Here is a 23,850-nt window from a genome sequence, read left to right as displayed (position 1 = left end):
CCCTCACCAGCGGCCCGGCTCGGTTCCCGTCACCGGCTCGGACGGCCTGCCGTCCACGCCGACGGGGATGTCGCCGGTGAGCATCACCCGGTGCATCGTGCGCGGGAAGCCCAGATGGGCGTTGTCGCTCGGCGCGAGGTGGATGGTGGCGCGGTTGTCCCAGAACGCCACGCTGCCCGGTTCCCAGCGGAAGCGGACCGTGTACTCGGGGCGGGTCGCCTCCTCCAGCAGCATGTCCAGGATCGCCCGGCTCTCCGCGCGGGAGAGGTCCGTGATCTGCTCGACGTAGTAGCCGTTGACGTACAGCACGCGCTCCCCCGTCTCGGGGTGGACGCGGACCAGGGGATGGACCGAGGCGACCTGGTGATCGAGGAGATGACGGACGTACGCGTCGTCGCCGGGGCGGGGCTGGTAGCCGACGCCGAGCCGGTGCTCGGCGCGCAGCCCGGCCAGGAACTCCCGCAGCGGCGCGGAGAGTCCGGCGTGCGCGGCCGCCAGGTTGGACCAGGTCGTGTCACCGCCGTAGGGCGGCACGGTCTCGGCGCGCAGGACGGTCGCGGCCGGCGGGTCGACGCGGGCGCCGTGGTCGCAGTGCCAGCCGCGCAGGAGGGTGTGCCGGCGGCGCCGGAGCCACTCCTCGTGCTCCATGCCGAACTTGCCGCCCAGTTCGAGACGGTCGGCGGTCGTCTCGATCTCCGGGAAGTCCGCAGGTGACGCGCTGCCGCGCCTGCGCAGGACGACGGGTTCGCCGAACCGCCGCGCGAACGCCACATGTCCCGCGTGGTCGAGGCGCTGACCGCGGAAGAACACCACCTTCCAGCGCAGCACCGCGGCCCTGATCACGGCGACCTGGGCGTCGTCGAGCCCCGCGGCCAGGTCGACGCCCTCGATCTCGGCGCCGATGTGTCCGGCGACCGGCTTCACCTCCACCCCGGCCGCCCGCGCGGCCCGCTCGGCCCCGGGGCCGTCGAAGGGGTTGGCCCGGCTGTCCGTCGTCATGCCTGCTCCGCTCGTCTTCACTCGTCGTCCGTCACGGTTCCGGGAAGATCCTGACAGCGCATCGCGAGGCGGGCGACAGTGCCTCGGACACCCGCCGCAGGAGTCGGAGGCCCCGCCCCGTGGCCTCCGGTTGAGCGACACCCGCCGCATCGGTGAGGCTGGGGGGACGACACGCACGGCACAGCCGAGGAAAGGTCCCCTGGTGAGCAGCATCCCGGAGTACACGCTCAACGACGGTACGAAGCTCCCGGCCCTGGGCCTGGGCACCTGGCCGATGGACGACGCGGAGGCGGAGCGGTCGGTGGCCGAGGCGCTCGGCCTGGGCTACCGCCTCGTCGACACGGCGACGAACTATCGCAACGAGGGCGGGGTCGGGCGGGGCGTGGCCCGGGGCGGGGTGGCGCGCGAGGAGATCGTGGTGACCACGAAACTGCCCGGCCGCCACCACGGCTACGAGGAGACCCTCGCCTCCTTCGAGGAGTCCCGGCAGCGGCTCGGCCTCGACTACGTCGACCAGTACCTGATCCACTGGCCGCTTCCCCGGGTCGACAAATTCGTCGACTCCTGGCGGGCCATGATCAAGCTCCGGGAGGACGGCCTGGTCCGGTCCATCGGCGTCTCCAACTTCACCGCCGGGCACATCGAGCGGCTGGAGAAGGAGACCGGCGTGCTGCCGTCCGTCAACCAGATCGAGCTGCACCCGTTGTTCCCCCAGGACGAGCTGCGCGCCTTCCACGAGGCCAAGGGCGTCCGTACGGAGAGCTGGAGCCCGCTGGGCCGCGGTTCGGCGCTGCTGGAGGATCCGGCGGTCGTGTCCGTCGCCGAGTCGCTGGGTGTGACGCCCGGCCAGGTGGTCCTGCGCTGGCACGTCCAGCTCGGCGCGGTGCCCATCCCGAAGTCGTCCAGTCCCGAGCGGCAGCGCGCCAACCTCGACGTCTTCGGCTTCGCACTCGACCCGGCGCAGCTGGCGGCGATCGCGGAGCGCCCGCACCGGCGTCTGGGCGGCGACCCCGAGGTGCACGAGGAGTTCTGAGCGGGGTGCGCCGATCGGCCGGCTCCCCTCGGCGCGCGTGCGGGCCGATCCGCCGGATCCGGCTCCGGCTCCGGCGGGGCGTCGATGTCCCAGTGGCGCGAAGCGAGGCGCACCCGGGACGCGCCGAACCCTGGCTGCCCCTTCGGGTGATCAGTCGGGCTCCAGCGACTGCTCCGCCCAGATCGTCTTGCCCCGGTCCGTCTGACGGCTCCCCCAGCGCTGGGTGAGCTGCGCGACGAGCAGCAGGCCGCGACCGCCCTCGTCGAAGGCGTGGGCCCGGCGCAGGTGCGGGGAGGTGGAACTGCCGTCGGACACCTCGCAGATGAGGCTGCGGTCGCGGATCAGGCGCAGCCGGATGGGGGGTGCGCCGTAGCGGATGGCGTTGGTGACGAGTTCGCTGACGACGAGTTCGGTGACGAAGGCGGCCTCCTCCAGGCCCCACGCGGCCAGTCGCTCGGTCGCCGCCTGCCGGGTGGCGGCGACCCGGGCGGGGTCCGGCTCGACGTCCCAGGTGGCGACCCGGTCCGCGCCGAGCGCCCGGGTGCGGGCGAGCAGCAGGGCGACGTCGTCGCTCGGCTCCTCCGGCAGGACCTCCTTGAGCACGATGTCGCAGAGGGCGTCCAGTGTGGCTGCGGGCGCGGTCAGCGCGCCGCACAGCTCGCCGGTGGCGCGGTCGACGTCGCGGTCGCGGTCCTCGATCAGGCCGTCGGTGTACAGGGCGACGACCGTGCCCTCGGGCAGTTCCAGTTCGACCGCCTCGAAGGGCAGCCCGCCGACCCCGAGCGGGGGGCCGGTCGTCATCCGGACCAGCTCCGCGCGGCCGTCGGGCAGCAGGAGGGCCGGAGCGGGATGGCCGGCGGCGGCGACGGCCAGACGGCGGCTGACCGGGTCGTAGACGGCGTACAGGCAGGTGGCGCCCAGTTCCGCGACCTCGTCGTCGGCGGCCTCCTGGTAACCCGCGAGATGGGTGACGAGGTCGTCGAGGTGGGTGAGGAGTTCGTCGGGCGGCAGATCCACGTCGGCGAGGGTGCGTACGGCCATGCAGAGCCGGCCCATGGTCGCCGTGGACGGAATGCCGTGGCCGACGACGTCGCCCACGACGAGGGCGACCCGGCTGCCGGAGAGCGGGATGACGTCGAACCAGTCGCCGCCGATGCCGGCCGTGGAGCCGCTGGGCAGATAGCGGTGGGCGACCTCGACGGCGGCCTGTCCGGGCAGGCCGCGGGGCAGCAGGCTGTGCTGGAGGGTGAGGGCGGTGGTGCGTTCGCGCGCGAATCGGCGCGCGTTGTCGATGCAGACGGCCGCCCGGCTGGCGAGTTCCTCGGCGAAGACGGCGTCGTCGTCCTCGTAGTCGTCGGGGTGGGCGATGCGGACGCCGACCAGGATGCCCAGGGTGGTTCCCCGGGCCCGCAGGGGCACCGAGAGCACCGAGTGGACCCCGGCGCGGAAACGCCGGCCCTCGGGAGCACGCGCGTTGCGTTCGGCGAGCCAGCTCACGAAGTCGGGCTCACCCGCCTGGATGCGGACGGCACGCCCCTGCCGCAGGGCCCGGGCGGGCGGGCTGAACGGCGGATGGACGTCGGTCTCCCCGAGGCGGACCGCGGCCTCGGGGGTGCCCTCGCGACCTGAGCCGTGGGCGACGCGGCGCAGCACGATCTCGCCGTCGGGCACCGGGGGCGGCTCGTCCGCGCTCAGCACCCATTCGAGCAGGTCCACGCTGGCGAAGTCGGCGAACTGCGGCACGAGGAGCTCGATCACCTCCTCGGCGGTGCGCACCACGTCCAGGGTGGTGCCGATGGAGGCCGCTGCCTCGTTCAGCAGGATCAGACGCCGGCGGGCCAGATACTGCTCGGTGCTGTCGAAGGCGGCGAGCGCCACGCCGGACACCGCTCCGGAGTCGTCGCGCAGCGGCCACATCTCGGTGCTCCACGCATGCTCCCGGTTGAGGGCGGGCGCTGCGGTGAAGCTCTCGTAGCGCGCCGGACGGCCGGTCTCGGCGACCTGGCGCAGGTGCCGGTGGAAGCCCCGGTTGTGTTCGGCGTCCTCGACGGTCTCGGGAAAGCGGCGGCCGAGCAGTCCCTCCTCCGGCACGCCCATGACCTTGCACGCGGTCTCGTTCAGGCGCAGGTAGCGCTGCTCGGTGTCGAAGACGGACATCGACATGGAGGCCTGCTGGAAGGCTCGCCCCGCCAGCGTCGGCTCAGGGGCCGCGGGCCGCTGTGCGGTGAGGCTGAAACCGGTGGGGCGGGCGTCGGCCCCGAGCACCGGGCAGGCCGTCACGACGAGGGTGACGGGGTGGCCGTCGCGGTGGCGTACGACGACGGGGCGGGTCCACTCGCCGTCCGCACGCGGGGGCAGGTCCTCGGCGAGCAGGTCGGACGCGGCCCGGCCCACCGCCTCCCCGGCCGTGTGGCCCGTCAGGAGACGGGCACCCTCGCTCCAGCCCGTCACGATGCCGTGGGCGTCGATGACCGCCGCAGCGACGACATGCTCCATGCCGTCCAGAATGGTCCCTTTGTCCCGGCGTATCAACCGCGCCGGGACCGGCCGGGGCGCGCGGCGCTCCCGGCCGGACTCCCCGGCTCACGGCCTCGGCGGCTCAGGCGCGGTGGGCGCGCAGTGCGGCGAGGGCGCGGTCGGCGTGGGTGTTCATCCGCAGCTCGCTGCGGACGACCTCCAGCACGGTGCGGTCCTGCGCGATGACGAAGGTGACCCGCTTGGTCGGGGCGAGGGAGAAGCCGCGCTTCACGCCGAACCGTTCCCGCACCGCGCCGTCGGCGTCGGACAGCAGCGGCATGCCGAGCGAGTGCCGGCCCGCGAACTCCTGCTGGCGGTCGACGGAGTCCCCGCTGATGCCGACGGGCCGGGCGCCGACGGCGGCGAACTCGGCCGCCAGGTCACGGAAGTGACAGGCCTCGGCGGTGCAGCCCGCGGTGAGTGCGGCGGGGTAGAAGAAGAGGACCACCGGCCCCTCGGTGAGCAGGTCGGTGAGGTTGCGCACCGTGCCGGTCTCGTCCGGCAGGGCGAAGTCCTCGACGAGGTCGCCGGTCTCCGGGGCCTTGGTCATGACCGCCCCCCGGCGGTCTTCGCGGCGCCGGCGCCGTCGGCCACGCTGCGGGCCCACAGCACCAGGGGCACCTGGAAGGGAAGCCGGGCCAGGGCGGCGGTCCTGAGCGGGGCGCGGCGGTGTCGCCAGTCCCACGCCATCTTGACGTTGGCGGGGAAGACGCCGACGAAGAGCCCGGCCGCGGCCAGCGCGGCCGTCCTGCGGGTCTGCGGCAGGGCCACTCCCGCCGCGAGCACCAGCTCGGCCACCCCGCTCGCGTGCGTCCAGGCCCGCGGCGAGCCCGGGAGCGTGCGCGGGACGATCGCGTCGAACGGCCGGGGGACGGCGAAATGGGCCACGCCCATGCCGGCCAGCAGGCCCGCCAGGAGCAGGGGTGAGCGTTCGGACCGGGACACGGTTCCTCCTCTGGTGAGCCGGCGCCCGACATTACTGGAGGATAAGCCGGAGCGCGGAGGCGGGGTCGCACGGCGGGAAGCCGGCCCGCACGCCGTCAACTCGACCGTGGAACCCCCTGGTTGCGGGCCCGGCGATAGCCTGCCGGGATGACCGTCTACCTGCTGTGGCACATCGGGCACCGGAACGAAGCCGGTGACGGCGGCGCGACCCTGCACCTCGACGGGGAGACGGTGCACATCGACGAGGAGGACGGCGACGACGCGAAGCTCCTCGGCGTGTACTCGACCCCCGAGAAGGCGGCGGAGCGCAGGCGCCGCGCCCGGCTCCTGCCGGGCTTCGCCGACGAGCCGGACTGTTTCGTCATCGACGCGCACACGCTCGACGAGGACGAGTGGTCCGGCGGCTTCGTGCGCGTCCAGGACAGCTCCGTGTCCTGAGCGCATGCGCGTCCGCGGAAGGCCCCGGGCCGCCCCTGACGTCGGCCGGGGGTGCACCGACGCCCGCGTCCGGAGCGTCAGGCGCGGGGAGCCGCGGTCGGCTGCTCGGTCTCCTCCTCGACGGAGTGCGAGAGAAAGTCGTCGACCATGCGGTGGAAGAGGGTGGCGAGCTGCCCCAGCTCGTCCGGCGACCAGTCGGCCAGCGCCAGCTGCATCCCGCGGGCGCCCGCCTCCCGGACCCGGCCGACGGCCGCGCGGCCCGCCTCGGTGAGCTCGATCCGCTGGGCCCGGCCGTCGTCGGGGTCGGGGACCCGCGTGACGTAGCCGGACTTCTGGAGCTGCTGCACGGTGCGGGTCACATGGGAGGCCTCCACGCCCAGCCGCTGCGCCAGCTCCCCCGGCCGCAGCGGCTCGGAGTCGGCGACCTGCCGCAGCAGCGCCACGGCGGCGCGGTCCAGGGGGACACCGGCCAGCGCCATCAGCCGGTCGTGCTGGCGGGCGCGGGTGCTGAGGTACGTGATGCGCGTGAGTGCGCGCTCGATCTCGATCACTTCCGGAGTCGCGGCGGAGGGCAGCGGGAGCGGTTCGGTGGCCATGCGGCCCACTTTACCATCTCGTTGCGTAACTCAAGTAAGTTACCGCCCCAGCCGACCGCACCCCCTCCGGGCGCGGCACCCCCCCCCGCGGCATTCGGACGCTGCGCGGCCGCCCCCGCCCGGCTGCACACCTCGGCTCACATCCGGCCCGCACCCCACTCCCCGGTGCGCAGCCACGAGCGACGCGGTCCACCCGCCAGGTCCGTCGCCACGCCGGCCATGACGAGCTTCGCGTGGCCGGACGCGCCTTCGAACTGGCCCTGACGCCGGGCGCGGCGGAGAAGGTCGTCGTCACACTGGACGACTAGACCCTCCGCGCGTGCGGGCCGCGGGGCCCGGCCTGTCCGCCCGCCGCCCGCCGCCCGCCAGGCATCCGGACGGCACAGCGCCGTTCAGGCGAAACCGCGGCCTCTTCCGCGTGCCGGGGCCCGCCCGCGTCCACAACTCACCCGTGACCCTCCCCCTCATCGCCCCCATGCTCGCCACCCCGGGCCGGCTGCCGCCCGCCGCCCAGGACGCACGCTGGGCCTACGAGACCAAGCAGGACGGGCAGCGGGCCGTGGTGTACCTCGCCGGAGACGGCAGCGTCACCCTGCGCGCCCGTTCGGGGGAGGACATCACCCGCGCCTACCCCGAGCTGCGGCCGCTGGCCGCGGCGCTCGGCGCCACACCGGCCGTGCTGGACGGCGAGATCCTCGCCCTGGACGGACAGGGCCGGTCCGACTTCCAGTTGCTCCAGTCCCGGATGGGGCTGGTCCAGGCTCCGGACAAGGCCGCACGACTGGCGGCGACGACACCCGTGCACCTCGTGCTGTTCGACGTGCTCCATCTCGGCGGGCAGTCCCTCCTCCCGCTGTCGTACACGCGGCGCAGGGCCCGGCTGGAGGCGCTGGAGCTGGCGGGACCGTTCTGGTCGACGCCGCGTGCCCTCGTCGGGCACGGGCGGGAGGCCCTGGAGGCGACGCGCGCCCACGGGCTGGAGGGGCTGGTGTGCAAACGCCTGGACTCGACGTACGAGCCGGGCGTGCGCTCCCGCGCCTGGATCAAGATCCGGAACATGCGCGTCGCCGACGTCCTGGTCGGCGGCTGGCTGCCCGGCAAGGGTCGGCTGACCGGACTGCCCGGCGCCGTCCTGGTGGGGCAGCGGGCCGGGACGGGACTGCGGTACGTCGGCGGGGTGGGCACCGGGTGGAGCGAGGCCGAGCGGATCGAACTCGCGGCCCTGCTGCGGGCCGCCGCGACCGACGCGTGCCCCTTCGACACCGTCCCGCAGGCGCCGGGCGCGCGCTGGGTCGTGCCCCGGCTGGTGGGCGAGGTCCGGTACAGCGCGCGCACCCGGGCGGGGCTGCTGCGCCAGCCGTCGTGGCTGCGGCTGCGGCCGGACCTGACGCCCGAGGAGTCGGCGGCGGATCTGCCGGACATTTCCGCCTGACCTCACCTCGGCGGCCAAGTATTGGGCTGCGCTTCACCACTGATACGCCTGCGACCTCTTGGCGCGGAAGAGAAAACCCGGGAAGCTGAGCTGCTTTTCAACTCCCTCTCCCCACAGAGCCGTTCGGCCGCGCCCGAACCAGAGGAGGACGCAGTGGCGTCATCGAAGTCCCAGGCCCACCGCAGGAGGTGGCTCACCGGTTTCGCCGGTGCCGCCGCACTCGTCGTCGCCTTCCCGACGGCAGCCTTCGCCGCCCCGCCCACGGCCCTGCCGTCCAACGCCGAGGCCGCCGAACTGACCTACCAGCCCGCGTTCGACTACGACACGGACGGCTGCTACTCGACCCCCGCCATAGGTCCCGACGGCACGATCAACGGCGGACTGAACCCGACCGGCGCTCTCAACGGCAGCTGCCGGGACGCCTCCGACCTGGACAACACCAACAGCTACTCGCGCTACAAGTGCAACAACGGCTGGTGCGCGTACCTGTACGGCCTCTACTTCGAGAAGGACCAGGCCCTGGCGGGCAGCAGCATCGGCGGGCACCGGCACGACTGGGAGCACGTCGTGATCTGGGTGCAGAACGGCCAGGTCCAGTACGTCTCCACGTCCAACCACGGTTCGTTCACCGTGACCGCGGCCTCCGGCGTCCGCTTCGACGGCTCGCACGCCAAGATCGTCTACCACAAGGACGGCATCAGCACGCACTGCTTCCGGCTCGCGAACTCCAACGACGAGCCGCCGGAGAACCACAAGGGCACCTGGCAGTACCCGCCGCTGGTCGGCTGGAACGGCTACCCGGCGGGCCTGCGCGACAAGCTGAGCGCGTACAACTTCGGCAGCGCCAACTTCGGACTGAAGGACGCCAGTTTCACCAACCACCTCTCCTCGGCGAAGCCGTCCGGGATCGCCTTCGACCCCGCGGCGTGACCCCCGGCCGCCGTCCGCGGGCCCGGGGTGCGCACTCCGCCACCGTGGACGGCGGCGCACGCACGCCCCATGATGTCCGGATGGATCTTCACGACGTACTGCCGCCGGCCGTGCCGGCGAAGGAGCCGCTCGCCCTCGCCGAGGATCATCACGCCTGCACCGCCCGGCCGTTGGGCGTCCGGGAGATCGCCGGGCGTCCGGTGGGGGCGTACGCCCGCGAGGCCCCGGGGCGGGCGGGGCCGGCGCCGTGCGTGGCGGAGGCGGCCGTCCCGGCCCGTGAGCGCGACGCCGTCGTCCGGCACGTCCTCGACGGGTCCGGCCCCCTCGGGGAGCGGCCGGCCGGCCGGGGTGCGGACACGGTCGACGGGGACGTCCGGTGAGCGCCGCGGCGCGGGTCCGGCACGCCGAACGGACGGATCTGCCGCGGGTCGCCGAACTCGCCGCCCTGCACGCGGAGTACGAGCGCGCCGCGCCGCCCGTGCCCGACCTCGCGAAGCGGCTGGCCGGACTCCTCTTCGACGCGCCGACGCCCCGGCTGTACTGCCTGGTCGCCGAACTGCCCGACGGCGAGGTCGTCGGCTACGCGACCTGTGCGCCCGAGCTGTCCACCTGGGAGGGCCGCGAATACCTGCTCATGGACTGTCTGTTCCTCACGCCCGGCCACCGCGGCCTGGGGCTCGGCGCCCTGCTGGTGGCGGCCGTGGCGGCCCAGGCCCGGAGCCTGGGCATGAGCGAGGTGCAGTGGCAGACCCCCGCCTGGAACGAGGGGGCGATCCGTTTCTACGCCCGGCTCGGCGCCCTCGGCACCGACAAGCGGCGCTTCGTCCTCGACGTGACCTCCTGACGGCTCCGTCGCGGTCGCATCCCGCGCACGTGCGCGCGCCCGTCGAACCGCCGCCGACGGGCCGTCCGCCGGTGACCGAAACCGACCACCGGCACGGCGCACGGTCCGCGAGGGTCTATCGTGTCCCGCATGTCCGTTCCGGAAATGATCCGTATCGTCTCCCGTGACTCGCCCATGGCGCTGGCCCAAGTAGAGCGCGTGCGCTCGGAGTTGGCCGCCCTGCACCCCGGTGTGCGCACCGAGGTCGTCCCCGTGAAGACCACCGGCGACAAGTGGATGGGCGACCTGTCCAAGGTCGACGGCAAGGGCGCCTTCACCAAGGAGGTCGACGCGGCGCTGCTGGCCGGCGCGGCGGACCTCGCGGTGCACTGCGTCAAGGACGTGCCGGCGGACCGGCCGCTGCCCGCGGGCACGGTGTTCGCCGCGTTCCTGAAGCGGGACGACATCCGTGACGCGCTCGTGCACCCGGACGGCCTGACCCTGGACGAGCTTCCGGCCGGGACGCGGATCGGCACCTCCTCGGTGCGCCGCGTCGCCCAGCTCGCCGCCACCCACCCCCACCTGGAGTGCGTGCCGTTCCGCGGCAACGCCAACCGGCGGCTGGAGAAGCTGGCGGCGGGCGAGGCGGACGCGCTGCTGCTCGCCGTGTCCGGCCTGGAGCGCATCGAGCGGCGGGACGTGATCAGTGAGGTGCTGTCGCCGGAGACGATGATGCCGCCGATCGGCGCGGGCGTGCTCGCCCTGCAGTGCCGCGAGGGCGACACCGACGTCATCGACGTCGTCAGCGGGCTGGGCGATCCGGCCACCCATCGCGAGGCCACGGCGGAACGCATGTTCCTGCACGTGCTCCAGGGACACTGCAACAGCCCGATCGCCGGCTTCGCGCGCGTGGACCGCAGCGGCGAACTGTCCCTGCGGGCCTGCGTGTTCACCCCGGACGGGAAGACGCGGCTGAACGCCCACGAGTGGGCCGGCCGCCTGGACCCGGCGACGCTCGGCACCTCGGTGGCGGTGTCACTGCTGCGTCAGGGCGCGCGCGAGATCATCGACGGGATCCCGCACTGACCGTCAGACGGCCGGGCGAAGGGCGCGGCGGCCTCAGGCGCTGCCCTCTTCGGCCTGGTCGCGCAGGAAGTTGCTGACCTGCCGGGCCAGGCTGTCGCGTGCCGCGCCGGCCACGGCGCCGCCGGATCCCTCGGCCAGGCCGATGCCGCCCGTCCACAGCCGGCGGTCCGCCCAGTCGTCGTCGACCCGCAGCTGGACCTGGACGTCCACCTGGGCGAGCGACGCCTCGGGGCCCGCCGCGTACAGCACGGCGGTGGCCCGGCGCAGCGGATAGACGTCGAAGCCCTCGATGAACTGGGAGTTGCGCCAGTCGATGAACGCGCTCTCCCCGTCGGGCCCGAGCCGCACGTCGAGCTGACCGTCCTCGAGATGGATGGTGGAGTTCTTCGCGCCCCGGTTCTCGACGGTCACCCGCAGGCAGAAGTACGTCAGGCCCTCTGCGGCGTCGTCGCGTCCCCTGGGCGGCTCACTCTGCTCCAGGCGGTGGACGCGGACCCGCAGACCGGCATGCTCGTCGTACTCCTGCCAGTCCCCGACCACGTTCGGCTCGTACACAGTCCACCTCTCGACTTCTACCGGCTGCTTCCTATCCGTGCGCCGATCGCACTGTCAAATGAGCAGAATGCGCTGTGGCCAGGGAATTCACCCCCTTTGATCGCTGATCAAGCCGTGCGCAGGAAGAATCCGCCGACACGCCGCGCAGGGGCTCGTCGCGGGCGTGCCGCACATCACGTTCCCGGGCGGGGCCGGCGGGCCGGCCGGCCGAGGAGCGGGGCGGGCGCGGGGACGCCGAGCGCGGCGGCCCCGATCAGCACCCCGGAGTCGAGGGCGACGAGCGCGGGCCCGGCGAGGAGCGGGCCGCCGTGACGCGTCCGAGGCGGCGGTCCGGCGGCCCTGCGCCGGGACGGCGTCCCGGGGGCTGCGTCGCGGAGGGCTGCCTCCCAGGGGGCTGCGTCGCGGGGAACGGCGTCACCCGGTGTCGGCCGCGAGGTCTTCACCGCGGGGCCGCCGTGAGGTCGTCAGCCGTGAAGCCGTCCGGGCCCGGCAGCCGCGGCCGGTGCGGAGCCCCGGGGCCGCGAGGCTGCGTCCGCGGTCGCGTCAGCCGTGGTCGCGGCCGCGTCGCGGGTCAGCCGGGATCCACGTCGGGCAGCGCCTCCTGAGGCTCGAACAGGTTGCCGCCGGCGATCACGGCGTGGGCGAAGGAGGCGGCGCTGGCGCAGGCGTACTTGGTCCAGGCCTCGTCCCGTCGGAATCCGACGACATCGCTGATGCCCCGGATCGCCAGCACCGGAACGTCCCGTCGGACCTGCCTCGCGGCAAGGTAGACCCCTCCCAGCTCCATCTCCACGGCCGCGACGGAACGCGCGGACTCCTGCCATTGCGCGAGCAGTCCGGTGGACTTGACCAGGGAATCACTGGCTGCCACCGACCTCGCGGTCACCAGCGGCGCGCGGGGCGCCGTGTCCGCCGGGAAGTGATGGGTCAACGATCCGTGGACGTCGGCCTTCCAGGAATCCCCGCCGTAGTAGAGCGGCGAGTCGATCGCGGGAACCGAGAGCCGGGGCTTCTCCAGGCCTATGGCTTCACCGGAGCTCCAGTCGGCGATGGCGCGGCGCAGCGCGGGGAGGCCGGCCAGGGCTCTTTCCACCTCCGGATGCACCGGTCCTCCGCCGCTGTTGAAGGTGTCCCGGTGCGACTCCGTGACCGCGCGGACGCTGAAATCGTGGACGCGGGAGGCGCACACCACATCACCCAGCGAGTAGTCACGGGACGGAACCGCCCCCGCGATGCCGATGACGAGGAGCCATCGAGGTTCGAGATCATGGATCAAGTGGGTCGCGACCCGTTGTGCGTACCCCTGCCCTTGCTCCAGGCAGCGGACGGAGGCGAACGTGTGCTCCTTCCCCTCCGTCGTCCGCACCGTGCCGAGCTCGTAGCGTTGATCACCCAGCACGAACCGATCGGGGGCGAATCGATCCAGGACCGCTTCGTATTCGTCGTCCCGGATGGACATGATGCCGAAGTCGATCCGGCCTCTCACCGCGTCGATCTCGACTCTGGGCACTCTGGGACGACCTTTCTGCGGTGTACCGACGACATCTGCCGCGCCGGATTCCGGTGCGGGTGTCGCGGATGCGAGCTCCCGGATGCGAGGCGGAAGGCCGGGGAAGAAGGCGTTGACCTTCGGTCCGAATTCGAGGCCGCTCTCCTCCCACAGATGCAGGTACGTGGTGGCGAGGACCGGCTGGTCCACCGGGATGTCCCAGTATTCGGCCAGCAGCTTTCTCGATTCCCCGGCCCTGCCGAGTGCCTTGTACACGAGTCCCAGGAGCCAGACCATGGGGCGTCTGCGCGTGCGCGAGCCCCGGATCCGCGACAGGTCCACGACCTCGGCCGCTTCCCCGGCGGCGGCCGTCTCGCCCGCCGCCAGCGCGCAGAAGATCTCCTGGCCGAGGAGCGGCGCGTAGACGCCCCCCTCCCGGCGGTACTGCACCGCGACGAGCCAGCCCTCGCGCCACTCCCCCGCGACGGCGTGGCGCAGTACGGAGGACAGCAGCCTCTGCACCCCGCCGGACGCGTTGTCGACCTTGGTCCACCACCCGCGAGCGTCCTCCGCCCTGTCCTCGCGGACGAGGGCTCCGTAGAGAACGTAGAGGAGCGCTTCGACGACCTTGTGCCGGGAGTCGATCTCGGAGAGGCGGTCGAGGCCCTCGAATCCGAGCGTCATCGCCGCGTCGAGGTCGTCGCGCCGGGTGTGCAGTTCGATCCCGGCCTGATAGAGGGAGAAGCGGTTGCTGGGCTGGGCGCGCTCCAGCCCCTCGGTGAAGGCGGCGAGAGCCTCGTCGAGCTCACCGCGCCGGACGTGCAACTCGATCCCGGCCTGGTACAGCGACGCGAGGCTCGCGGCCGGCACCCGCTCCAGGCCCTCGGTGAGCAGGGCGAGGGCCGCATCGAGATCGTCTCGCCGGATGTGGACCTCGATCCCGGCCTGGTACAGGGACGCGAGGCCCCCGGCCGACACCCGCCGCAGGCCCTCGGTGAGCAGATCCACCGCTTCAGCGAGATCGCCGCGCCGCACATACAGCTCGATCCCGGCCTGATAGAGCGAGGCAGGAGCGCCGGACACCCGCTCCAGCCCCTCCGTCAGCACAGCGAGCGCCGCGTCCAGGTCGCCGCGCCGGACATGCAACTCGATCCCGGCCTGGAAGAGCGAGGAGGGAGCCGCGGACACGCGCTCCACACCCTTGGTGAACACGGTCAGGGCCGCGTCGAGGTCATCACGCCGGGTATAGAGATCCATCCCGACCTGGTACAGGGGTTCGGCCGCGCTCTTCTCGCAATCCACGAGCCCGGCCTCCAGGAGTGCGACCGCCTCCGCGCCCCGGCCCTCGGATTCGAGCAGCTTGACCGCCCTGACATACAGGGATTCGAGCAGCTTCACCGCTTTCGCGTACTGGGATTCCCGTCCGACGGGCCGGTAGTCGGCGATGACTCGACGCAGAAGATCGACCGCGTCCAGCGGCCGGCCGGCCTCGGTCAGCAATTCGCCCGCGGTGAGCCAGCAGCCCAGGGGGACGGCGTCGGACGACGCAGCGGCGGCGGTGAGCGTGTCTATCGCCTCTTGGATCCCCGATTTCTTGGCCATGAGCCGTACATGGAGCATCCAGGTCTCTTCGGACGCATGCGGAAGCCGTATCGCCTCGGTCGTCTCCTCCAGGGCGAGTTCCAGATCGCCGCTCGCGTCCCGTGCCAGCAGCATCCGCGCGAGCCGGAGATTGAGCTGCGGCGACGGACTGCCGCCCTCCAGAGCGGCCTGGAGCAGGAGGGTCTGTTCGTTGAGTTCGTGGGGGTCCACGGGCAGCGGCCGGGCGGTCATGTGAGAACGCTGGACATGCAGGGAGAACCGTTTGGCCAATTCCCGCATCTCGGCTTCCCGTCGGGCCAGCACCAAATGGTGACGGGCCTCGAGGAAATTGGTCCCGTTCATGGTGATGGTCACCCGTCGGGCTTTGAACGGGCGGACGTAGTAATCGGCCGCGTGGCCGTGGGCACGGACGAGAGCCCGGGGATCTCGCCGGATCGCCTGGAGCGCGAGTTCCCGGACCGTCGGGTTCAGGGAGTACCAGTCGCGGCGCCGATCGAGCATGAACAGGCTGGTCAGCTCACTGACCATGTCGGTGGTGGGACGGCCGGCGCGGCCCGCGAACTCGATCGCTTCCGATTTGAAGGACTTGCGGTGGACGGAGAGCGCCTGCAGCGTGGTGAGGGTGTCCGGCGTGAGGTTCTCCAGCGTCTTGGCGAGGAACCGCTTCTCCAGTCGCCGGGTGAACTCCTCACCGACGTGGCGGTAGTCCGCCTGGAGAGCGCCGGGATCCCGCCCGACCAGTTCGCCGAACGGAGCGAAGGCGAGGGCCGCGACCAGTGCCTGCATGGCACGCGGGTTGCAGCCGAGCCAGCCCGCGACCTCCGCCCTCTGGTCCTGCGGTAACTCGTCTCCTCGGTTGCGCCCGTCCAGCATCCGGCCGAGCAGCGCACCGCCCTCCTGGGCGGGGGCGGGTCCGAGAGTCCGGACGATGGCGCCGTGCTCCTGCCATTCCTCCTCGTCCACCATGCGTGACGTGAGGATCAGAATTCTTCCCGGCTGCCGCCGCGAGCAGAGCCGTTGGACCATGCTCATGAATTCCGCTTCGGCTGTCCCTGTTTCTTCGAGACAGTATTCGAAGTTGTCGAACACCACCAGCAGAGGATTACGGAGAGCCTCCTGGAATCCGCGCTGGATATCCGACCCCGGTAGGAGCTTCACGTCGGCGTCGACGGCGAGAGCATCGGAGACCCGAAGCATCAGATCGTCGAAGGAAATCTTTGCGTTGGAAATGTCCACAAGCGCCGAGGTGCCTTTGAAGACGTCCTGGAGGCTATTGCTGAGATAGGTCTTGCCGATGCCGGAAAAACCTTCGATGACGCAGACACAGGGGCCCGAGGGAAGCCAGTGACGTTGCAGCCAGGAAAGCAATTCGGACTGGGCGTAGCCGCGCCCGATGATTGCGGGAATAGAACCGTTGTCCGTCACAGACTCCCCCTGACAACAACCCGTTTGTTCTTTGCTATCGACAGCCAAGTAGCCCCGGGCGTGAATCATACATACCCAGACTAAACTCGTGGAGTCCGTCGGGCGGGGCCGGTTCCCGATCGTTCATGGGCCGAGACCTTCCGGGGAACGACGGGGTCGGCGGGCCGGCCGGCCCAGGGGTGAGAACGCGCGCCGGCCGGCGGGATCCGTCTCCCGGACCAGGCAGCCGTCGTCGACCCGAAGGAAAGTCGAGGCCGGGAGGCGACGGGCCGCAGGCCGGAGCCTCGGCTGCGCGTCGCCGTGCGTGCGCGCCCGCCAGGGAGCGACACCGGGCAAAACGGGAGAAACTGTTTCAAGTAGGTCGATGACGGGAATTCGTACAGTAGTGCTTCGGACAGGAGGCACGTCCGTGGGATCCCGCCGCGCGGCCGGTCCCGGGTGGTCTCCCGTTCGGTCCGAATGCGCGGTTCCCACGGTGCCGAAGCTCCAACAGCATTCTTCTGGGGAAGGCGCGCGTGATGCGTAGCACCGTCAGAACGAAGCAGCACCCCCACGACGACGCCCCCGACACCGGTGAGGCCTTCGTGCGGCTCGCGGGCCTGTCGGACGGGCCGGAGCGCCAGGCGCTCAAGGACGAGCTGGTCCGGCTCTGGCTGCCCATGGCCGAGCGGATCGCCGTCCGGTTCCGCGGGCGCGGCGAGAACCTCGAGGACCTGTACCAGGTCGCCGCCCTGGGCCTGGTGAAGGCCGTCGACCATTACGACCCGGAACGCGGCCGCGCCTTCGAGGCGTACGCGGTCCCGACGATCACCGGCGAGATCAAGCGGCACTTCCGCGACCACATGTGGACGCTGCACGTGCCTCGCCGGGTCCAGGACCTGCGCAACCGGGTACGCAGCGCCGCGAAGGAGCTCTCGCAGACGACTCCGGGACGCCCGCCCACCATCGCCGAGATCGCCGCGTACGCGCAGCTGACCGAGGACGAGGTGCGCACCGGCGCGGAGGCGCTGGAGTGCTTCACCGCGTTGTCGCTGGAGGCCGAACTGCCCGGCACCGACGGCTACGCGCTCGAGGACGCCCTCGGCGACCCCGATCCCGGTTACGACGCCGTCGTCGACCGGGTGGCCGTGGCCCCCTGTCTGCGGGCCCTGCCGGAACGCGAACGGACGATCCTCTACATGCGGTTCTTCGCGGGCATGACGCAGAGCCGGATCGCCGAGCAGCTGGGCATCTCGCAGATGCACGTCTCCCGCCTGCTCAGCGGTTGCTTCGCGCGGCTGCGCGCGGAGATAGCCGCCGAGGCGGACTGATCCCGCCGCGAGGGGCCGGACGACGGAGAATCGGACGTGGGCGCGCCGGGGATCCGGAGGGGGCCGTAGCGGTCCGGCTGGTCCTCCGGCCGCGCCCGGATCTCGTCGGGCGTCTCCCCCCCCTGCACCTCCCGACGAGGATCCGTTCCGCCACTCGGCGCAGCCCGACGTCGGTGTGCCGGGCCGTTTCGTCAGCCGCTCCCCGCGGTACTCGTGCCACGCTCCACCGTGCTCCACCGGGTCGCTCGGCAGGCGCCCGGGACGGTTCCGGTCGGACACTGGTGGCAGCCCGCCCGCCGGCCGAGAGACCAGGAAACGCGAGTGCCATGAACCGTCGCCCGACATCCACCCCCGGCAAGCGGGGATCCGTCTCCACGCACTCCGTGTTCGGCGCGCCCTGCTGGGTCAGCCTGACCAGCCGGGATCTGGACGCCACCCAGGCGTTCTACGGCGCCGTCCTCGGCTGGGAGTGGCGCCGGGGCGTGCTCGGCGACCACTTCCGCACGGCGCTGGTCGGCACCGTCCCGGTCGCCGGGGTCGCTGCCGTCGCCTCGATGTGGCAGATGGCGGTCGCCTGGACGCCGTACTTCGCCGTACCCAGCGCGGACGAGGCCGCGTCCCGGACCCGGGAGCGCGGCGGGACCGTGGCCGTGGGCCCGATCTCGCTGCCGCCGGGCCGCGCGGCGCTGCTGGCCGACCGGGACGGCGCGACCTTCGGCGTCTGGGAGGGGGAGCTGCTCGGCAACTGGGAGGCCTGGCGCCAGGACGCGCCCGCCTTCATCAGGCTCCACACGCGCGACGCCTTCGACTCCGCCATCTTCTACGGCGAGATCCTCGACTGGGCCACGGACCGTCCCGGCTGCTGCGAGGTCCACTACGAGCGCGGCGAGGTCGTGCTGCGCAGCCGGGGCGAAGTGGTCGCCCGGATCGAGTCCGGCGCGCTGGAGGCGGCGCCCGATCCCACGATCCGTCCGCACTGGCAGGTCCACTTCGCCGTCGCGGACGTGACGGCCTGCGCCCGGGCGGCAGAGAAGCACGGCGGCAGCGTGCTGGTCGAGACCGCGCACGAGGCCGTGCTGCGCGACCCGGACGGCGCCCAGTTCACGGTGACCTCGCGCCAGGGGCGCTGAGCGCCCCGGCCTCGCGACCGGAGCGCCGAGCGCCCCGCTCTCAGACCGACCGGCGCGGGGGCCGGGCCAGCACGATCAGGCTGCGGGCCTCGAGCGGCACCTCCGCGCCCGCCTTGTACTCCGTCTCGTCCGGGCCGCCGTCGGGCTCGGCGGTGTCGGCGCACACCGTCCAGCGCTCGCCGTAGGCGGCGCCGGGCAGCCGGAAGACGACGGGCTCCCAGTAGCTGTTGAACAGCAGCAGGAACGAGTCGTCCACGACGGGCCGGCCGCGGGGGTCGGGTTCGGCGATGGCGTCGCCGTTGAGGAAGACGCCGACGCTGTGCGCGTCCTCGCGCTGCCAGTCGCGGTCCGTCATCTCGCGCGCGTCCGGCAGCAGCCAGACGAGGTCGGGCAGCGGCTGCCGGGCGCGCCGGACGGTCTCGCCCCGGAAGAACCTGCGCCGCCGCAGCACGGGATGGGCGGCGCGCAGGGCGACGAGACGCCGGCAGAAGTCCGTCAGGCCCCGCTGCTCGTCGGTCAACCGCCAGTCGATCCAGGAGACTTCGCTGTCCTGGCAGTAGGCGTTGTTGTTGCCGCCCTGCGTGCGGCCGAGTTCGTCGCCGTGGCCGATCATCGGGATGCCCTGCGACAGCAGCAACGTGGCGAACAGGTTGCGCTGCTGCCTGGTCCGCAGTGCGAGGACCGCCGGATCGTCGGTCGGCCCCTCGGCTCCGCAGTTCCAGGAGCGGTTGGTGCTCTCGCCGTCCTGGTTGTCCTCACCGTTGGCCTCGTTGTGCTTGTCGTTGTACGAGACGAGGTCGCGCAGGGTGAAACCGTCGTGCGCGGTGACGAAGTTGACCCCGGCGCGCGGACGGCGCCTGCTGTGGGCGTACAGGTCCGAGGAGCCGGTCAGCCGGGAGGCGAACTCGCCCAGCGAGCCGGGTTCCGCGCGCCAGAAGTCGCGGACGGCGTCGCGGTAAGGGCCGTTCCACTCGGACCACAGCGGCGGGAAGTTGCCGACCTGGTAGCCGCCTTCGCCGACGTCCCACGGTTCGGCGATGAGCTTGACCCTGCTGATCACCGGGTCCTGCTGGATGAGGTCGAAGAACGCGGACAGCCGGTCCACCTCGTGGAACTGCCGGGCGAGGGTGGCCGCCAGGTCGAAGCGGAAGCCGTCGACGTGCATCTCCGTCACCCAGTACCGCAGCGAGTCCATGATCAGCTGGAGGACGTAGGGGTGCCGCATGAGCAGGCTGTTGCCGGTGCCGGTGGTGTCGTAGTAGTGCGACCAGTCGCCGTCCACGAGCCGGTAGTAGGAGGCGTTGTCGATGCCGCGGAACGAGAGGGTGGGGCCCTGCTCGTTGCCCTCGGCGGTGTGGTTGTAGACGACGTCGAGGATCACCTCAAGGCCGGCCGCGTGCAGCGCCTTCACCATGGCCTTGAACTCGGTGACCTGCTCGCCTCGGGTGCCGTGGGCGGCGTAGCCGTTGTGCGGGGCGAAGAAGCCGATGGTGTTGTAGCCCCAGTAGTTGGACAGACCCCGGTCCGTCAGCACACCGTCCTGCACGTACTGATGCACGGGCATCAGCTCGATCGCCGTCACGCCCAGCGAGGTGAGGTGTCCGGTCACCGCGGGGTGCGCGAGACCGGCGTAGGTGCCCCGCAGGTCGGGCGGGACCTCGGGGTGGGTGCGGGTCATGCCGCGCACATGGGCCTCGTAGATCACCGTGTCGGCGTAGGGGCGCCGGGGCGGCTCGTCGTCACCCCAGTCGAAGGCGGCGTCGGTGACCACGCCGAGCAGGGTGTGCCCGGCGCTGTCCGCCGGGTCGGGGCGGTCACCGGCCCGCTCGAACAGGGAGGCGTGGTTGTCGATCTGGCCGTCGACGGCACGCGCGTAGGGGTCGAGGAGCAGCTTCGCCGGATTGCAGCGGTGGCCGGAGCCGGGGTTCCACGGCCCGTGCACCCGGAAGCCGTAGCGCTGCCCCGGGCCGATGCCGGGGAGGTAGGCGTGCCAGACGAAGCCGTCGACCTCGGTCAGCGGGACACCGCGGGTGCCGCCGTCGTCGTCGACGAGGACGAGTTCGACGCGGTCGGCGACCTCGCTGAACAGGGCGAAGTTGGTGCCCTGTCCGTCGAAGTCGGCCCCCAGCGGGAAGGGGTGCCCGCTCCAGGCGGGCACCCCGGCACTGCGGTCCGGCCGGACCGTGCGGTCCGGCCCGTTCTTGCGGTCCTTGCGGTCCTTCCGGTGCGGCCGTGAGGTCACCGGGCGGCCTCCAGGACGCCGTGCGTGTCGCCCGTCGGGGCCGGGGCCGGGGCGGCCAGGGCCGCCGCCGGCAGTTCGCGGGGCACTTGTCGCACCTCGCGCAGGGTCGGCGCGGGCCCGGTCGGCACCAGCGGGACCCGTTCGCCGGAGCGGGCCCGCTGGGAGAACCAGATCACCTGGCTTCCGGTGCCGGTGGCGCAGCACCCCCAGCCGTCGCTCATCACGGCGATGCGCTCCAGACAGGCGCGCAGGTCCTGGTCGGGGCGCAGTCGGCGGTCGCGGCCCCCGACGGCCGTGATCAGGTGCTGTCCGTTCCACCACATCTCGATCGAGGTGTGCTTGTCCGTGGCGTGCTCGTCGATCGCGGTCAGCAGCATCTCGGCGCCGCGGCAGACGGTCTCCACGTGGGTCTCGAGCTCCCAGTAGGACAGGTGAGCGGCCAGGATGCGCCTGACCTGTCCGACCCGTTCCGGGCAGACGTCCACGTCGAGGTGGTAGTAGCAGGGGACTGCTGTCTTCATCGTCGTTCGCTCCTCACCGGCGAGGCTCCCACTCCTGCTCGGCCCGACGGGCCAGAGTTCCCCAATACGAAGCGTGAGCGGTTATCGCTCCAGAGTCACAACCACAGTGGGGCTGCTACGCCATTCGTGCAACACGAGCACACCACAACCAAGATCCAACAGGACGTTGGGTGATGCGCCGTGCACCATAAGTGAAGGCCTCACAAGGTCGGACACTTCGCGCCTCCGCGCAACGGGCCGACCCGGCCGCCTCGAGCGAACTCCCCCTTGCTTGAACTCCCGGAAGGTGCACAGCGCGATGCTGCAACCAGCGAAGACAGAAGTCGCCAGGACCTTGCGCAGTTACCGGGCCTGGGAGCGGGACATGCTGGCGCGACCCGAGGACCGCACGGCGCGGGCCGCGTTCGAGGACTGCGGCTACACCCTCTGCGTGCTGATGGGCAAGCGCTGCGCACGAGAGGCGGCGGACGCCGCCGAGCAGTATCTGCGGGCCGGCGTGGACGCCCTCCACCGGGAGCGCTGGGGCCTCAACCGGAGAACCGGCGTCACGCGGCTCTCCGCGACCCGGCCGCTCCCCTGCCTGCCGGCGGAGACGTAGCGCTCCGCGCAGGTGCAGTCCGTTCGCCCAACACCGGGCGGACGCAGCCATTTTCGAGCTAGCGGAGGTGCAAGGGTGAAGTCCACCAGGGCGATCGGCCGTATCCCGGTGCGGGACGTCGAACCGCGTGTGGAGTGCGGTAGGCGGCCGGCGAAAGCCGTGACCGGGGAGACGGTGCGGATCTCCGCGACGGTGTTCCGCGAGGGCCATGACGCCATCGGCGCCAATGTGGTCCTCAAGGACCCGGACGGCGGACGCGGGCCCTGGACGCCGATGCGCGAGCTCTCCCCCGGCAGCGACCGCTGGGGAGCGGACGTGACCCTGGGGACCATGGGCCGCTGGACCTACACCGTGGAGGCCTGGAGCGACCCGATCGCCACCTGGCGGCACCACGCGGCGATCAAGATCCCCGCCGGGATCGACCCGGGCCTGGTCCTGGAGGAGGGCGGTCAGCTCTACGAGCGGGCGGCCGCCCGGGCCCCGCGCGGCCCGGAGCGCACCCTGGTGCGGGAAGCCGCGAAGAAGCTGCTCGACGACTCGGCTCCGGTGGCCGAGCGGTACGCGGCGGCGCTGACGCCGGAGGTCGACGCGGTGCTCGGCCGGTATCCGCTGCGGGAGCTGGTCACCGCGTCCGAGCCGCTGCCGTTGCAGGTCGAGCGGGAACGCGCCCTGTACGGCGCCTGGTACGAGTTCTTCCCGCGCTCCGAGGGAACCGCGGAGCGCCCGCACGGCACCTTCCGCACCGCCGCGCGCCGGTTGCCCGCGATCGCCGCGATGGGCTTCGACGTCGTCTACCTCCCGCCCATCCACCCCATCGGCACGACCTTCCGCAAGGGCCGCAACAACGCGTTGAACGCCGCGTCGGGCGACGTCGGGGTGCCCTGGGCGATCGGTTCACCGGAGGGCGGCCACGACGCGGTCCACCCGGACCTGGGGACCATCGAGGACTTCGCCTGGTTCGTGGAGCGGGCGGGTGAGCTCGGCCTGGAGATCGCCCTCGACTTCGCCCTCCAGTGCTCCCCCGACCACCCCTGGGTGCACAAGCACGCGGAGTGGTTCCATCACCGGCCGGACGGCACCATCGCCTACGCCGAGAACCCGCCGAAGAAGTACCAGGACATCTACCCGATCGCCTTCGACGCCGACATGAAGGGTCTGATCTCCGAGACCGTGCGGGTCCTGCGGCACTGGATGTCGTACGGCGTGCGGATCTTCCGGGTCGACAACCCGCACACCAAACCGGTCGTGTTCTGGGAGCGGGTCATCGCGGACATCAACCGCACCGACCCCGACGTGATCTTCCTCGCCGAGGCCTTCACCCGTCCCGCGATGATGCACACCCTCGCGCAGATCGGCTTCCAGCAGTCGTACACGTACTTCACCTGGCGCAACACCAAGGACGAGCTCACCGAGTACCTCACCGAGCTCTCGGGGGACGCCGCCTCCTACATGCGGCCCAATCTCTTCGCCAACACCCCCGACATCCTGCACGCGTATCTCCAGCACGGCGGCAGGCCCGCCTTCGAGATCCGCGCCGTCCTGGCCGCCACCCTCTCGCCGACCTGGGGCGTCTACAGCGGCTACGAACTCTGCGAGAACACCCCCCTGCGCGAGGGCGGCGAGGAGTACCTCGACTCGGAGAAGTACCAGCTCACACCCCGTGACTGGGCGGCGGCCGAGCGGGAGGGGCGCAGCATCGCCCCGCTGCTCACGCGGCTCAACGAGATCCGGCGGGCGCACCCGGCCCTGCACTGGCTGCGGAACCTCCGTTTCCACGGGACGGACAACCCGTCCGTCATCGCGTACAGCAAGCGCGCGGGTTCGAACACGGTTCTGGTGGTCGTCAACCTCGACCCGCACCACACCCAGGAGGCGACGGTGTCGTTGGACATGCCGCAACTCGGCCTGGACGACGGCGCGTCCCTGACCGTGCACGACGAACTGACCGGCGAGACGTACGCCTGGGGCAGGACGAACTACGTGCGCCTGGAGCCCGGCCGGACACCTGCCCACGTGTTCCACGTCCGGTGACCCGCACCGCCGATCGGAGGCTCCAGCCCGCCATGACCGTCAACTCCCCTGTCCCGGACACCTTCGAGGACACTCCCGCCAAGGACCGCGACCCCGAGTGGTTCAAACGCGCCGTGTTCTACGAAGTCCTCGTCCGCTCCTTCCAGGA

General features: G+C 72.0%; 20 protein-coding genes. 11 read left to right on the top strand and 9 right to left on the bottom strand.

Annotated elements, in window-relative coordinates:
• Positions 1 to 3: 3 nt before the first annotated feature.
• Positions 4 to 999: a TauD/TfdA family dioxygenase gene (locus J2X68_RS03525; RefSeq protein ID WP_310430933.1), complete on the bottom strand. Its 996-nt coding sequence runs from the start codon at positions 997 to 999 to the stop codon at positions 4 to 6.
• Positions 1,000 to 1,201: 202 nt separating this feature from the next.
• On the opposite strand from J2X68_RS03525, the gene J2X68_RS03520 reads away from it, so the two are divergent.
• Positions 1,202 to 2,032: an aldo/keto reductase gene (locus tag J2X68_RS03520; RefSeq protein WP_310430932.1), complete on the top strand. Its 831-nt coding sequence runs from the start codon at positions 1,202 to 1,204 to the stop codon at positions 2,030 to 2,032.
• A 150-nt stretch (positions 2,033 to 2,182) separates the two neighbouring features.
• Here the strand turns inward: J2X68_RS03520 and J2X68_RS03515 are convergent, their stop codons facing one another.
• The 3 genes from J2X68_RS03515 to J2X68_RS03505 form a co-directional block, all read right to left on the bottom strand.
• Positions 2,183 to 4,528, bottom strand: coding sequence for a SpoIIE family protein phosphatase (locus J2X68_RS03515; protein ID WP_310430931.1), 2,346 nt, complete (start codon positions 4,526 to 4,528; stop codon positions 2,183 to 2,185).
• Positions 4,529 to 4,631: 103 nt separating this feature from the next.
• Positions 4,632 to 5,099: a peroxiredoxin gene (locus J2X68_RS03510; RefSeq protein ID WP_310430930.1), complete on the bottom strand. Its 468-nt coding sequence runs from the start codon at positions 5,097 to 5,099 to the stop codon at positions 4,632 to 4,634.
• The gene (locus J2X68_RS03505) at positions 5,096 to 5,494 is read right to left on the bottom strand and encodes a hypothetical protein (protein ID WP_310430929.1); all 399 of its coding nucleotides are present in this window, start codon (positions 5,492 to 5,494) and stop codon (positions 5,096 to 5,098) included. The genes J2X68_RS03510 and J2X68_RS03505 overlap by 4 nt, the downstream gene beginning before the upstream one ends.
• A gap of 147 nt (positions 5,495 to 5,641) precedes the next feature.
• On the opposite strand from J2X68_RS03505, the gene J2X68_RS03500 reads away from it, so the two are divergent.
• The gene (locus J2X68_RS03500; protein ID WP_310430928.1) at positions 5,642 to 5,932 is read left to right on the top strand and encodes a hypothetical protein; all 291 of its coding nucleotides are present in this window, start codon (positions 5,642 to 5,644) and stop codon (positions 5,930 to 5,932) included.
• A gap of 77 nt (positions 5,933 to 6,009) precedes the next feature.
• Here J2X68_RS03500 and J2X68_RS03495 read toward each other — a convergent pair whose 3' ends face one another.
• Positions 6,010 to 6,528 (bottom strand): MarR family transcriptional regulator, encoded by a 519-nt coding sequence (locus J2X68_RS03495; RefSeq protein WP_310430927.1) that lies wholly within the window; start codon positions 6,526 to 6,528, stop codon positions 6,010 to 6,012.
• Positions 6,529 to 7,003: 475 nt separating this feature from the next.
• Here J2X68_RS03495 and J2X68_RS03490 point away from each other — a divergent pair, with 475 nt between their 5' ends.
• The 5 genes from J2X68_RS03490 to hemC all read left to right on the top strand — a co-directional run bounded on the left by J2X68_RS03490 (position 7,004) and on the right by hemC (position 10,799).
• Positions 7,004 to 7,960 carry an RNA ligase family protein gene (locus J2X68_RS03490; protein ID WP_310431349.1) on the top strand — a complete coding sequence of 319 codons (957 nt, stop codon included), beginning with the start codon at positions 7,004 to 7,006 and terminating at the stop codon, positions 7,958 to 7,960.
• Between the two features lie 153 nt (positions 7,961 to 8,113).
• Positions 8,114 to 8,890: an NPP1 family protein gene (locus tag J2X68_RS03485; RefSeq protein ID WP_310430926.1), complete on the top strand. Its 777-nt coding sequence runs from the start codon at positions 8,114 to 8,116 to the stop codon at positions 8,888 to 8,890.
• Positions 8,891 to 8,970: 80 nt separating this feature from the next.
• Positions 8,971 to 9,270 (top strand): hypothetical protein, encoded by a 300-nt coding sequence (locus tag J2X68_RS03480; protein ID WP_310430925.1) that lies wholly within the window; start codon positions 8,971 to 8,973, stop codon positions 9,268 to 9,270.
• Positions 9,267 to 9,734, top strand: coding sequence for a GNAT family N-acetyltransferase (locus J2X68_RS03475; RefSeq protein WP_310430924.1), 468 nt, complete (start codon positions 9,267 to 9,269; stop codon positions 9,732 to 9,734). Before J2X68_RS03480 ends, J2X68_RS03475 begins: the two co-directional genes overlap by 4 nt.
• Before the next feature lie 129 nt (positions 9,735 to 9,863).
• The gene (hemC, locus tag J2X68_RS03470; RefSeq protein ID WP_310430923.1) at positions 9,864 to 10,799 is read left to right on the top strand and encodes a hydroxymethylbilane synthase; all 936 of its coding nucleotides are present in this window, start codon (positions 9,864 to 9,866) and stop codon (positions 10,797 to 10,799) included.
• Positions 10,800 to 10,832: 33 nt separating this feature from the next.
• On the opposite strand, the gene J2X68_RS03465 is transcribed toward hemC, so the two are convergent.
• Together J2X68_RS03465 and J2X68_RS03460 are read right to left on the bottom strand one after the other, a co-directional pair.
• Positions 10,833 to 11,354: a hypothetical protein gene (locus J2X68_RS03465; RefSeq protein ID WP_310430922.1), complete on the bottom strand. Its 522-nt coding sequence runs from the start codon at positions 11,352 to 11,354 to the stop codon at positions 10,833 to 10,835.
• Positions 11,355 to 11,925: 571 nt separating this feature from the next.
• Complete coding sequence (locus tag J2X68_RS03460; protein ID WP_310430921.1) at positions 11,926 to 15,870, bottom strand: hypothetical protein; 3,945 nt, start codon at positions 15,868 to 15,870, stop codon at positions 11,926 to 11,928.
• 518 nt (positions 15,871 to 16,388) lie between these two features.
• On the opposite strand from J2X68_RS03460, the gene J2X68_RS03455 reads away from it, so the two are divergent.
• Positions 16,389 to 17,180 carry a SigB/SigF/SigG family RNA polymerase sigma factor gene (locus tag J2X68_RS03455; RefSeq protein WP_310430920.1) on the top strand — a complete coding sequence of 264 codons (792 nt, stop codon included), beginning with the start codon at positions 16,389 to 16,391 and terminating at the stop codon, positions 17,178 to 17,180.
• A gap of 326 nt (positions 17,181 to 17,506) precedes the next feature.
• On the top strand, positions 17,507 to 18,310 hold the full coding sequence (locus J2X68_RS03450; RefSeq protein WP_310430919.1) for a VOC family protein: 804 nt from the start codon (positions 17,507 to 17,509) through the stop codon (positions 18,308 to 18,310).
• Positions 18,311 to 18,350: 40 nt separating this feature from the next.
• Here J2X68_RS03450 and glgX read toward each other — a convergent pair whose 3' ends face one another.
• Positions 18,351 to 20,468 (bottom strand): glycogen debranching protein GlgX, encoded by a 2,118-nt coding sequence (glgX, locus tag J2X68_RS03445; protein WP_310431348.1) that lies wholly within the window; start codon positions 20,466 to 20,468, stop codon positions 18,351 to 18,353.
• Positions 20,469 to 20,548: 80 nt separating this feature from the next.
• Positions 20,549 to 21,073 carry a pep a2 gene (locus tag J2X68_RS03440; protein WP_310430918.1) on the bottom strand — a complete coding sequence of 175 codons (525 nt, stop codon included), beginning with the start codon at positions 21,071 to 21,073 and terminating at the stop codon, positions 20,549 to 20,551.
• A gap of 298 nt (positions 21,074 to 21,371) precedes the next feature.
• On the opposite strand from J2X68_RS03440, the gene J2X68_RS03435 reads away from it, so the two are divergent.
• Both J2X68_RS03435 and J2X68_RS03430 read left to right on the top strand, forming a co-directional pair.
• On the top strand, positions 21,372 to 21,671 hold the full coding sequence (locus J2X68_RS03435) for a DUF5133 domain-containing protein (RefSeq protein WP_310430917.1): 300 nt from the start codon (positions 21,372 to 21,374) through the stop codon (positions 21,669 to 21,671).
• Positions 21,672 to 21,746: 75 nt separating this feature from the next.
• Positions 21,747 to 23,702, top strand: coding sequence for an alpha-1,4-glucan--maltose-1-phosphate maltosyltransferase (locus tag J2X68_RS03430; RefSeq protein ID WP_310430916.1), 1,956 nt, complete (start codon positions 21,747 to 21,749; stop codon positions 23,700 to 23,702).
• Positions 23,703 to 23,850: the final 148 nt, after the last annotated feature.

Source organism: Streptomyces sp. 3330 (genome assembly GCF_031456635.1).
Classification (GTDB): domain Bacteria; phylum Actinomycetota; class Actinomycetes; order Streptomycetales; family Streptomycetaceae; genus Streptomyces.
The sequence above is the reverse complement of the archived record's forward strand: the minus strand, read 5'-3'. Positions and strand labels throughout refer to the sequence as shown.

Coding starts and splice junctions, on each gene's coding strand:
- J2X68_RS03490 (WP_310431349.1), top strand. CDS start 7,004: ATGCTCGCCACCCCGGGCCGGCTGCCGCCCGCCGCCCAGGACGCACGC.
- J2X68_RS03495 (WP_310430927.1), bottom strand. CDS start 6,528: ATGGCCACCGAACCGCTCCCGCTGCCCTCCGCCGCGACTCCGGAAGTG.
- J2X68_RS03455 (WP_310430920.1), top strand. CDS start 16,389: ATGCGTAGCACCGTCAGAACGAAGCAGCACCCCCACGACGACGCCCCC.
- J2X68_RS03510 (WP_310430930.1), bottom strand. CDS start 5,099: ATGACCAAGGCCCCGGAGACCGGCGACCTCGTCGAGGACTTCGCCCTG.
- J2X68_RS03435 (WP_310430917.1), top strand. CDS start 21,372: ATGCTGCAACCAGCGAAGACAGAAGTCGCCAGGACCTTGCGCAGTTAC.
- J2X68_RS03525 (WP_310430933.1), bottom strand. CDS start 999: ATGACGACGGACAGCCGGGCCAACCCCTTCGACGGCCCCGGGGCCGAG.
- hemC (WP_310430923.1), top strand. CDS start 9,864: ATGTCCGTTCCGGAAATGATCCGTATCGTCTCCCGTGACTCGCCCATG.
- J2X68_RS03440 (WP_310430918.1), bottom strand. CDS start 21,073: ATGAAGACAGCAGTCCCCTGCTACTACCACCTCGACGTGGACGTCTGC.
- J2X68_RS03500 (WP_310430928.1), top strand. CDS start 5,642: ATGACCGTCTACCTGCTGTGGCACATCGGGCACCGGAACGAAGCCGGT.
- J2X68_RS03480 (WP_310430925.1), top strand. CDS start 8,971: ATGGATCTTCACGACGTACTGCCGCCGGCCGTGCCGGCGAAGGAGCCG.
- J2X68_RS03515 (WP_310430931.1), bottom strand. CDS start 4,528: ATGGAGCATGTCGTCGCTGCGGCGGTCATCGACGCCCACGGCATCGTG.
- J2X68_RS03450 (WP_310430919.1), top strand. CDS start 17,507: ATGAACCGTCGCCCGACATCCACCCCCGGCAAGCGGGGATCCGTCTCC.